General features: G+C 42.9%; 7 protein-coding genes, 1 rRNA gene and 2 riboswitches. All 8 genes read left to right on the top strand.

Annotation, left to right across the window (positions count from 1 at the left end):
- Window positions 1-41: 41 nt before the first annotated feature.
- Window positions 42-998, top strand: coding sequence for an AAA family ATPase (locus DFO72_RS26220; protein WP_113885304.1), 957 nt, complete (start codon window positions 42-44; stop codon window positions 996-998).
- A 1-nt stretch (window position 999) separates the two neighbouring features.
- The gene (locus tag DFO72_RS26225) at window positions 1,000-2,214 is read left to right on the top strand and encodes a DUF58 domain-containing protein (RefSeq protein WP_113885305.1); all 1,215 of its coding nucleotides are present in this window, start codon (window positions 1,000-1,002) and stop codon (window positions 2,212-2,214) included.
- Window positions 2,214-4,418 (top strand): transglutaminase TgpA family protein, encoded by a 2,205-nt coding sequence (locus DFO72_RS26230; protein ID WP_113885306.1) that lies wholly within the window; start codon window positions 2,214-2,216, stop codon window positions 4,416-4,418. Before DFO72_RS26225 ends, DFO72_RS26230 begins: the two co-directional genes overlap by 1 nt.
- A 71-nt stretch (window positions 4,419-4,489) precedes the next feature.
- Window positions 4,490-4,591, top strand: a riboswitch (purine riboswitch).
- Window positions 4,592-4,809: 218 nt separating this feature from the next.
- Window positions 4,810-6,330 (top strand): glutamine-hydrolyzing GMP synthase, encoded by a 1,521-nt coding sequence (gene guaA, locus DFO72_RS26235; protein WP_181782422.1) that lies wholly within the window; start codon window positions 4,810-4,812, stop codon window positions 6,328-6,330.
- A gap of 84 nt (window positions 6,331-6,414) precedes the next feature.
- Window positions 6,415-6,516, top strand: a riboswitch (purine riboswitch).
- A gap of 126 nt (window positions 6,517-6,642) precedes the next feature.
- Window positions 6,643-7,971: an NCS2 family permease gene (locus DFO72_RS26240; RefSeq protein ID WP_113885308.1), complete on the top strand. Its 1,329-nt coding sequence runs from the start codon at window positions 6,643-6,645 to the stop codon at window positions 7,969-7,971.
- Window positions 7,972-8,091: 120 nt separating this feature from the next.
- Complete coding sequence (glcT, locus tag DFO72_RS26245) at window positions 8,092-8,934, top strand: glucose PTS transporter transcription antiterminator GlcT (RefSeq protein WP_113885309.1); 843 nt, start codon at window positions 8,092-8,094, stop codon at window positions 8,932-8,934.
- Between the two features lie 219 nt (window positions 8,935-9,153).
- Window positions 9,154-11,211: a glucose-specific PTS transporter subunit IIBC gene (ptsG, locus tag DFO72_RS26250; RefSeq protein WP_113885310.1), complete on the top strand. Its 2,058-nt coding sequence runs from the start codon at window positions 9,154-9,156 to the stop codon at window positions 11,209-11,211.
- A 322-nt stretch (window positions 11,212-11,533) separates the two neighbouring features.
- Window positions 11,534-11,612, top strand: a 16S ribosomal RNA gene (locus DFO72_RS26255); the annotation flags it as partial.

The following is an 11,612-nucleotide window of genomic DNA, read 5'->3' on the forward strand; positions in this document are numbered from 1 at the left end:
TTAATGGAATTAGAGATATAGATAAAGGGGAGAGATTTCACATGGATAGAAATCAAATGCACCCGGCAATTGAGAGGGTATTAGGAAATATTGAAAAAGTCATGATCGGCAAACGGGATGTCGCAGAATTAAGCTTAGTGGCACTTTTAGCGGAAGGCCATGTTTTGCTCGAGGATGTGCCGGGTGTCGGGAAAACAATGATGGTGCGTGCACTGGCTAAATCAGTCGGAGCCGCATTTAAACGCATCCAGTTCACGCCTGATTTGCTGCCTTCGGATGTGACAGGTGTATCCATCTATAATCCGAAGGAAATGGAATTTCAGTTCAGGCCTGGCCCCATTATGGGCAATATTATTTTAGCAGACGAAATTAACAGAACCTCTCCTAAGACGCAATCTGCTCTTCTTGAAGGGATGGAAGAAAGCAGTGTAACCATCGACGGAGTGACACATCGCCTTGAGAAACCCTTCTTCGTTATGGCAACGCAAAATCCGATAGAGTATGAAGGAACTTATCCGCTTCCGGAAGCCCAGCTGGACCGATTCCTGTTAAAAATGAAAATGGGCTATCCTGATATCGCTGATGAGATAGAGGTCCTGAATCGGGCACAGCGGATTCCGCCGATAGAAGATCTGGAATCTGTAATAGATTTAGCTGAATTGCGCTCACTCCAGCAGGAAATTAAAGAAGTGCATGTCGATCAAACGATTAAACGCTATATTGTGGAAATTGCCAATCAGACCAGAAACCACAGCAGTGTCTATTTAGGGGCAAGCCCCCGCGGTTCGATTGCTTTAATGAAAGCAGCCCAGGCTTACGCATTCATGTATGGCCGGGATTATGTTCTTCCGGATGATATTCAGTATTTGGCGCCTGCTGTTTTTGTCCACCGGATTATTTTAAGGTCTGAGGCAAAATTCGAGGGCATTACCGCTGAAGAAGTAGTAGAACGGGTCATTGCCAGGGTTTCTGTTCCTGTACAAAGGTTAGTGAAGTAAAATGAAGCAGCTGTTAAATACACTGAAAGGTGCCTGGAAGCTGATTGTGTTATTTTTGCTTATTCTGTTCGCTTTTTCATATGCGATGTTTCAGGGCGGCTTCGTAAGCTGGTTTTTGTTTTACAGCTTTCTTCCTTTTGCTCTTTACGCACTTGGTTTATCGTTTTATTCTTTAAACGACTTTAAGGTGGAGCGGATCCTGCCGAAAACAGAATTCAATGCAGGTGAACAGGCAGTTATTACCTTAAAGATAACCAGAAGAACAGCTTTTCCCTTATTGTATCTGGTCATTGAGGATGAGATGAGTGAACAGCTTCAGCATGCCAGGAAATCAAACGAGGCAAAGCGTTTTTTATTTCCTGGGTTCCAGAAGGAAATGTCCCTTCAATACAGGATTAATAGCCTGCCGAGGGGTGAGCATTTTTTTGCCTCTATCCGTATGAAAACAGGTGATCTGCTCGGTTTAATAGAAAAAGAAAGGCAAGCTCCTGCTGAGAGCCGGATGATTGTCTACCCGGCATATGAGGAAATCATTTATAAGCCTATGGCACATCATTATGATCAGGGAATGACTGCTTCAAAAGAGCGGGTGCAAAGGGATACATCCATGGCCATCGGCATCAGGGAGTATCAGCCGGGAGACAGATTCTCCTGGATTAACTGGAAAGCTACTGCTAAGCGGAATGATATTATGACCAAAGAATTTGAACAAAGGCAATCACATGACGTCTATATCCTCATGGACTGTGCACCGGATAACCGGTTTGAGGCGATCGTTTCATTTACAGCCTCCATTGTGAGGGCGATTCTCCGCAAAGGTGCACAGACTGGGTTTTTGACTTCAGCAGAAACGCGGACGGCCTTTCCAATCAGAGGCGGAGAAGCACACCAGCTCCAGCTGTTTTATCATTTGGCAAAAATAAAGGATAATTCTGCTGCAGCAGTGGACCGGGTTCTTGAAGCAGAGCACTTTCTTTTACAGCAGAACAGTCAGCTGATGATTATTACAGCGCAATTAACAAAAGCTCTAATAGAGAAAGCCAGTTTTTTCACGTCGAAGAAAGGGATTGTCACTATATTTCTAATGAAAAATGAGAATGAAGCTCCTTCCAGTGATGAACTCCTGCTCAAAACCTCCGCCAATGCGAGGGGAATCCGGGTAGTTTTGGTTCATAACGGACAGTTTGCAGATGTGTTTTCGGGGGTGAGCAAGTGATGAGTTCTCCAAAGGTACAGAAAGATCTTACCTCCTTCCTCCTTTATGTTCTGGGCTTTTTCTTATTATGGGAATGGCTTCGTCCGGTTGAAGAGCTGACGGACACATCCAATGTCATTGTTTTCCTCGTGTTTCTTATACTGTCGCTTCTACTGGCTTTTTTCGGTGTCAGCCCTGTATTAAGCGGTTTTATAAAGGTGCTTTATATTCTCTATGAATTGCATTATTTGTACTTTGAGGGATCGTTTTTCCAATTTTCATGGATATCTTTATTTGCATCGGACATGGTGCACAACTTTGGTTTAATGACTGATAGAGACTGGCCTGGCATGACAAATTTATTCAGAAGCCTTCTCTTTTTTATTCTGCTGTGGCTCATGACCTATTTGATCCAGTACTGGCTGATTAATCGCAGACGGATTTTCATTTTCTTTTTTATGACACTCATTTATATAACAGTATTGGATACCTTTACGCCTTACGCGGCAGACGCGGCGATTGTCAGAACAGTTATTGCGGGCTTTACGGTTATGGGCATTTTAACGTTCAACCGTCTTCTGGATCAGGAAGGGCTGAAAAAGGAAGCCTCCCTGTCGCGCAAATGGATGATTCCGCTGACCGTACTGATCGCACTAAGTACTGGCTTAGGGTTTGCAGCTCCTAAGGCAGAACCGATTTGGCCCGATCCTGTTCCGTTTATTAAGTCGTATGGACAAAATAGCGGCAGTGATGGCCCGGGTATTCAGAAAATCGGCTATGGGGAAGATGATTCCCGTCTTGGCGGCCCTTTTATAGGAGATAACGCTGTGGTCTTCAGGGCGGAAGTAGAGTCCCGCCATTATTGGAAGGTTGAAACAAAAGATACTTATACAGGCAAAGGATGGATTACATCCCAGGCTGAAGGAGAATATCAGCCGTTTGGAATGGGAGAAGAAATCCCGGTTACATCGTTCATCGATAACGATGCAATTGAAACCACTGAAGAAGTAAGCTCCGTTTATACCTTTATGAATTACCCTCATGTGGTGTATCCATTAGGGCTAAATAATATTGAAGCTGCACCGTTCATTACCTATGAGCTGGAAACGGCCACTGAAAAGATCCGGACATTGGAGGGCGGACGGCCATTTGCATTGGAAGAATATAAGTTAGGCTTCGAGGTGCCTGAATACAGTGTGACTGCAATGAAGGCAGCCGGGTCAAATGCGGAATCACTGCCTGGGGAATTTATAGCGCGATATACACAGCTGCCAGAAGAATTGCCTGAAAGAGTCAGGGAACTTGCTCTGGAAATTACTCAAGAGAAACCGGACTGGTTTGAAAAAGCAAGGGAGCTTGAGAGATATTTCCGAAGGGCAGAATTTACCTACAGCCAGACAGACGTAGCTGTTCCAGATGAAAATGAGGATTATGTGGACCAGTTTTTATTTGATACCAAACAGGGATATTGCGACAACTTCTCCTCCTCCATGGTGGTAATGGCCAGATCCATTGGATTGCCGGCAAGATGGGTGAAGGGCTATACAGAAGGAGAATTCAAGCAGTCATTAGGGTCTGGTCTTCGCTTGTTTGAGGTAACAAATAACAATGCCCATTCATGGGTGGAAATCTATTTCCCTGAAATGGGCTGGGTTCCATTTGAACCAACTCAGGGGTTCAATAATAACGTGCAATTCAACTTTGACAATGCAGGCCAAAATACGAGCCAGCCGGAAGCAGTAAAGCCAAACGAGACTGAAACTCCTGTAAAACCGGACATGCCTGAAGAAGCAGCGGCGGAAAAATCGCGGTTTTCGATAAAAGAGCTTTGGGACAGTCTGGGAACTTTCTTTAAAGATAATTGGAAAGTAATCGGAGCAGCCATATTGGCAGCTGGTGTGCTTGTTTTCCTGCTTTTCCAAAAGAGGGGCAAATGGATGCCGCATTATTTCATCTGGAGATTTAAAAAGACGAAGGAGGATGAGCATTTCCCTAAGGCTTACCTGATTCTATTAAAAGAATTGGACCGCTACGGGCTAAAGCGGAAAAACGGCCAAACCTTAAGGGAGTATGCCAAATATATCGACAGCTTTTTCTCAACAGGGGAAATGAGCAGACTGACAGCCCGCTACGAAGAACTTGTTTACAGGGGAGTTCTAAAAGAAGGAAGCTGGAATGATACGAAGGAATTGTGGGAAAATTTAATTAAAAAGACAATAGCTTGACCGGGATTTAGGGCTGTTGTTACAATAGGCAAATAAGACAGCGGCATATTGTTCGGTTTTTGCCGCGTATTACAATTAAATCATGCAACCTTCATATATCCTCGATAATATGGTTCGAAAGTCTCTACCGGATCGCCGTAAATGATCTGACTATGAAGGCAGAAGAAGCTTTTTGCTGTACGTGAAAACCGGAATTCTGCCTTCACTTTTTTTTGTGGAGAAAGAGTTCCGGTTTTTTTATTGTCCAGCTTCTGGCTGGTTATATATGAGATTGCAAAGAAATTATATTTTTACTAGATATTTTACCTGCAGGAGAGAAGACTAAAAGAAATATTACAAATTTAATGAGGTGAACAGTGTGACGGGGAAAACAGAACTTCAAAATCAAGAAATGATCGTAGTACTGGACTTTGGAAGCCAATACAATCAGTTAATCACGCGCAGAATCCGTGAACTGGGTGTATACAGTGAGCTTCATCCGCATACAATTACAGCTGCGGAAATTAAAGAAATGAATCCAAAAGGAATTATTTTCTCGGGCGGGCCTAACAGTGTTTACGGCGAAAATGCTTTCCGCTGTGATGAAGAAATTTTTGAACTGGGCTTGCCGATTTTTGGAATCTGCTACGGCATGCAGCTGATGACGATGCATTTTGACGGTAAAGTAGAACCTGCCAAGCACCGTGAATACGGAAAGGCGGTCATGAAGATTGAAAATGAATCTAAATTGTTTGCAGATCTGCCTAGAGAACAGACAGTCTGGATGAGCCATGGCGATCTTGTCGTAGAGGCTCCAGCTGGCTTTACAGTGGATGGTATAAATCCATCATGCCCGATTGCGGCTATGAGCAATGAAGAGCGCGGTTTATACGCTGTTCAATTCCACCCTGAGGTGCGCCATTCAGTTCATGGAAATGATATGCTGAAAAACTTTGTGTTCGGCGTTTGCGGCTGTACAGGCGATTGGTCAATGGAAAACTTTATTGAAATCGAAATGGAAAAGATCCGCCAGGAAGTTGGAGATAAAAAGGTTCTTTGCGCATTAAGCGGCGGTGTTGATTCATCTGTTGTTGCCGTCCTTATTCATAAAGCAATCGGCGACCAGCTAACTTGTATTTTCGTGGATCACGGCCTGCTGAGAAAAGATGAAGCAGAAGGCGTCATGAAGACCTTTGCTGATGGCTTTAATATGAATGTTATTAAAGTGGATGCCCAGGAACGCTTTATGAATAAGCTTAAAGGTGTTAGCGATCCTGAACAAAAGCGAAAAATTATCGGCAACGAATTCATCTATGTATTCGATGATGAAGCTGATAAGCTTAAAGGTATTGATTTCCTTGCACAGGGGACGCTCTACACAGATATTATTGAAAGCGGAACAGCTACTGCGCAAACCATTAAATCTCACCATAATGTAGGCGGACTTCCTGAAGATATGCAATTCAAACTGATCGAGCCTCTTAACACTCTGTTTAAAGATGAGGTGCGTGCGCTGGGAACAGAGCTTGGCATTCCGGATGAGATCGTTTGGAGACAGCCATTCCCTGGTCCGGGATTGGGTATCCGCGTACTTGGGGAAATCTCAGAAGATAAGCTTGAAATTGTGCGCGAGTCTGATGCCATACTGCGCGAGGAAATCCAAAAGGCAGGGCTTGATCGTGACATTTGGCAGTACTTCACGGTTCTGCCTGATATCCGCAGTGTTGGTGTAATGGGAGATGCCCGGACCTATGATTATACCATTGGAATCCGTGCGGTAACTTCAATTGACGGCATGACTTCTGATTGGGCGCGTATCCCATGGGATGTATTGGAGATTATTTCATCAAGAATCGTTAATGAAGTATCACATGTCAACAGAGTGGTTTACGATATTACGAGCAAGCCGCCTGCAACTATTGAGTGGGAATAAAATACGAACGTTAAGGAAAAACGGACATGAAAATGTTCGTTTTTTTCTTGACTAGGACTTTTTGGGGTGCTATGATAAAGAAGAATTAAATATGTCGTTTTACGTCGTATAATATTGGGGATATGGCCCAAAAGTTTCTACCGAGCTACCGTAAATAGCTTGACTACGAGGTAAGTGCAGATAGGGATGTTTTTGCCATTATTTATCTTTGTTTTCCCCTATTGCAAGCACGAGCCCAGTTGTCAATGCTCCGGTAGTCAAACCGGAGTTTTTTTATTTAAAAAAATAAAGACAGCAATAGGGGGAAGAGAAATGAAGAAGTACTTCCAGTTTGAAGAACTTGGTACTAACTATCGCCGTGAATTTATCGGCGGACTTACAACTTTTTTAGCAATGGCTTATATCTTAGTCGTTAATCCGATTACTTTATCGTTAATGGATATACCGGATTTGCCGGATGCAATGAGAATGGACTATGGGGCAGTATTTGTGGCAACAGCAGTGGCTGCGGCAATTGGATCCCTATTGATGGGGGTACTGGCCAAGTATCCGATTGCGCTTGCCCCGGGTATGGGTTTAAATGCATTTTTTGCTTATACTGTTGTGTTAACGATGGGAATTCCTTGGCAGCATGCATTAGGCGGGGTTCTTATCTCAGGTATTATCTTTATCTTTTTATCCCTTTCAGGGCTGCGTGAAAAAATTATTAACTCGATTCCTGCTGAATTAAAGTATGCGGTCAGTGCCGGAATCGGATTGTTTATTACATTTGTCGGTGCTCAAAGCGCGGGGCTGATCGTCAATAATGATGCAGTTCTCGTAGGATTAGGCGATTTTACCGATGGGAATGTGCTTCTGGCTATTTTCGGCATTACCATTACTGTTATTCTAATGACAAAAGGTATTAATGGCGGAATTTTTATAGGAATGGTAATCACGACGATTGTTGGTATGATTGCCGGCTTGATTGACGTTCCAGGAAAGGTTGTTGATTCCGTGCCAAGTGTAGCTCCAACGTTTGGAGCGGCATTTGGGGCATACAGTGACCCTTCGTTCTTCTCAACAAGCATGCTGGTCGTTGTTTTGACATTCCTATTCGTTGACTTCTTTGATACAGCAGGAACGTTAGTGGGAGTTGCCAACCAGGCGGGATTAATGAAAGAAAATAAATTGCCCCGCGCAGGTAAAGCGCTTCTGGCGGATTCCACAGCAACTGTCGTTGGTGCGATATTCGGAACATCCACGACAACCTCTTTCATTGAGTCTTCATCAGGGGTTGCGGCAGGTGCGAGAACAGGATTTGCATCGATTGTCACTGCAGGGTTCTTCCTGTTATCATTATTCTTCTTCCCGTTATTAGAAGTCATCACTTCTGCTGTGACAGCTCCGGCACTGATCATAGTCGGTGTGTTGATGGTTGCATCGTTAGGCAATATTGATTGGACGAAGTTTGAAATTGCAGTTCCGGCATTCCTTACCATTATTGCTATGCCATTGACTTACAGTATCGCAACAGGAATTGCAATTGGATTTATTTTCTATCCAATCACCATGATTGTAAAAGGAAGAATCAAAGAGGTTCATCCAATCATGTATGTACTGTTCGTGATATTTGTTTTGTATTTCATTTTCCTGAAGTAATATGATGAATTGGGCCCGCTTCAATGCGGGTCTCTTTTTATTTTATTCTCAATCCGTTGACTTCCCGGACAGGCTTTAATACCATGAGAGTACATTTGTTTATTGGGCGGGGAGAAGAAAATGGGTGAGTATAAGGTAAAAAAAGTGCTTAATAATAACGTCCTCATTGGCAGTCACGAGTCATTTGGAGAAGTTGTCCTTATCGGCAAAGGAATTGGCTTCAGCCGGAAGCCAGGCCAGCCAATCGATTCTAATTTGGTTGAGAAGCTCTTTGTGCTTAAAAATGAAAAAGAGCAGGAGAATTATATTAAACTGATGCCTTTTGTGGATAATGAATTGCTTGAAGCAATTATCTCCTCAATTCAATTGATTAAACAAAGGGCGAATTCCATGCTTAATGAACATATCCATGTTGCGTTAACTGATCACTTGATGTTTGCGATAACTCGTCTGAAAAAAGGGATGGAAATGAAAAATCCTTTTCTTATCGAAACCAAGACTCTCTACCCATTTGAATACGAAATTGCCCATGAAGTTGTGAATCTTATAGGACAGCGAACCGGCATTTATTTGCCTGAAGGGGAGATTGGGTTCATTGCCCTCCATGTTCACAGTGCTGTAATGAACCGCGATTTATCCGAAGTCAATCAGCATTCTCAGCTGGTAACCCGTCTTGTGAACATGATTGAAGAACAGCTTGATATTAAGATAGATAAAGACAGCATCGATTATATGAGGCTTGTCCGCCATATCCGATTCACCATTGAACGGGTTAACAAAGGCGAGGTGGTTGAAGAGCCGGAAAAAATAACTTCCCTCTTGAAAGAAGAATATCCGGTGTGCTACAATCTCTCTTGGAAGCTCATTAAAGTAATGCAGCAAACATTAAAAAAACCAGTCTTTAATGCAGAAGCTGTTTATCTGACCATGCATCTGCAGAGGCTTCAAAAGAAAATAAATTAATTACAATACAATCTTGCGAAACAGGCAAGTCTTTACGTGTTACTGATTCGATCAGGCATGAGTGAAGAAAGGTAATTGAATTTAGGTAAATAGGGTATGATACCCTTGTATACACCTGAATTCCATCCTTTTTTCCTCATGCCTTTTTTATTTTTTTTTAATGCTTGCCGCTATTAAATGAAAACGCTTAATGAGTAAAAAACTTTAGGGGGTTAACATATGTTTAAAAAAGTATTTGGCGTCCTGCAAAAAGTAGGAAAAGCCTTAATGCTTCCAGTAGCATTACTGCCGGCAGCGGGTATACTGCTCGCAATCGGTGCGGCTCTGCAAAATCCGGCGCTGCTTGAGCTGGCTCCGTTCCTGGATAACAGCGGGGTTGAAATCGTCGCGCAGGTTATGCAAAAAGCAGGAGATATCGTCTTTGCCAACCTGCCTGTTCTATTTGCAGTTGGTGTAGCAGTTGGTTTGGCCGGCGGTGAAGGTGTAGCTGCGCTTGCTGCCATTATCGGCTATCTAATTATGAATGTGACAATGGGTACAGCTGCAGGAATTACTGCAGAGGATGTAAATGGACTTAATTATGCAAACATCTTAGGGATCCCAACTCTGCAGACAGGTGTATTCGGCGGTATCATTGTGGGTATTATCGCCGCTGCATTATATAACAAGTTTTTTGAAATCGAACTTCCATCCTATTTAGGATTCTTTGCCGGAAAGCGTTTCGTTCCGATTATTACGGCTGCAACGTCAGTGGTCCTTGGTTTGCTGATGCTGGTTATCTGGCCGCCAATCCAGGAAGGGCTAAACGCTTTCTCTCAAAACATGGTTCATGCGAATTTGACTCTATCGGCGTTTATTTTTGGATTAATTGAGCGCTCATTGATTCCTTTTGGCCTTCATCATATTTTCTACTCTCCATTCTGGTATGAATTTGGACAGTATGTAACGAATGCTGGTGAAACGGTTCGCGGTGACCAGCGTATTTTTATGGCACAAATCAGTGACAATGTACAAAATCTTACTGCCGGTACATTCATGACTGGTAAATTCCCGTTCATGATGTTCGGTCTTCCTGCCGCTGCATTAGCAATTTATCATGAAGCACGCCCGGAAAAGAAAGTGGTAGTCGGAGGTCTTATGGCGTCTGCGGCGTTAACTTCTTTCTTAACAGGTATTACAGAGCCGCTGGAGTTCTCATTCTTATTCGTAGCTCCTATCCTGTTTGCGGTTCACGCAGTGTTTGCAGGTCTGTCATTCATGACCATGCATCTCCTGGATGTGAAAATCGGCATGACTTTCTCAGGCGGTTTGATTGACTATATTTTATTCGGATTAATCAACCCTCAGACGAATGCCTGGATTGTTATTCCGGTTGGATTAGTATTTGCTGTGATCTATTACTTCGGTTTCCGATTTGCCATCCGCAAATTTAATTTAATGACTCCTGGCCGTGAAGAAGTAGAAGATGAAGAAACCGCTTCTTCAGGTAAAGGCGGAGATCTTCCATATGAAGTTCTTGATGCTATGGGCGGACAGGAAAACATCGCTCATCTTGATGCATGTATTACTCGTCTTCGTGTATCGGTAAACGATATTAAAAATGTGGATAAAGACCGCTTGAAGAAACTTGGCGCGTCTGGAGTACTGGAAGTAGGAAACAACATTCAGGCTATCTTTGGCCCGAGATCTGAAACCATCAAAGGACAAATGAAAGATATTATGAGCGGCAAAAGACCGCGTACGGTTGAAAAAGCTCCAGAAGGCGGAGTTGAACAGCAAATTGAAGAAATAAATCCTGAAGCTCTTCAGACTGAGCACAAGGAAGATCTTTTCATTTCACCGATCAAAGGAGAAATCAAGCCGATCACAGAAGTACCTGACGCTGTATTCTCCGGTAAAATGATGGGTGATGGTTTTGCGATTGTACCTTCTGAAGGAACTGTTGTATCACCGGTAGACGGAAAAATCGTTAACATGTTCCCGACAAAACATGCAATCGGCATCCTTTCAGATTCAGGCCGCGAAATCCTTATCCATGTAGGTATTGATACAGTAAACCTGAAAGGTCAGGGATTTGAAGCTTTAGTTGCTGAAAATGACCGTGTAGAAGCAGGGCAGCCGCTGTTAAAAGTGGATCTTGATTATATCGGGAAAAATGCAACTTCTATCATCACGCCAATCGTATTCACAAACCTTCAGCAGGGTGAAGTGATCAAGATTAATAAGCCGGGCGCTGTTGATCTAAAAGAAAAAGAAATCATTGTCATCTCCAAATAGTAATATATAATATAGAAGAAACCAGCTGCGTTTTAACCAGCTGGTTTCTTTTGATTTAAATGCATATTAAAATCTTTTTAGTTTTTACGAATAACTTGTTGACCTTATGGGCAACAGGTGTTATTATAGAAAAACAGTCGCTTGAGACGTTAACAAGATTTGATGGTTTTAAAAAAGTTGTTGACGAAGTGATTGAGAAATGATATATTAATAAAGTCGCTTCTGAGCGGCAGATTGATCTTTGAAAACTGAACGAACAAAAACGTCAACGTTAATTCATTAGTCTTTTTTGAAAAGACAATTTATGAGCTTAATCAACTCTTATATGGAGAGTTTGATCCTGGCTCAGGACGAACGCTGGCGGCGTGCCTAATACATGCAAGTCGAGCGGACAGATGGGA

This window comes from Cytobacillus oceanisediminis (assembly GCF_004366035.1).
GTDB lineage: Bacteria > Bacillota > Bacilli > Bacillales > Cytobacillaceae > Cytobacillus > Cytobacillus oceanisediminis_C.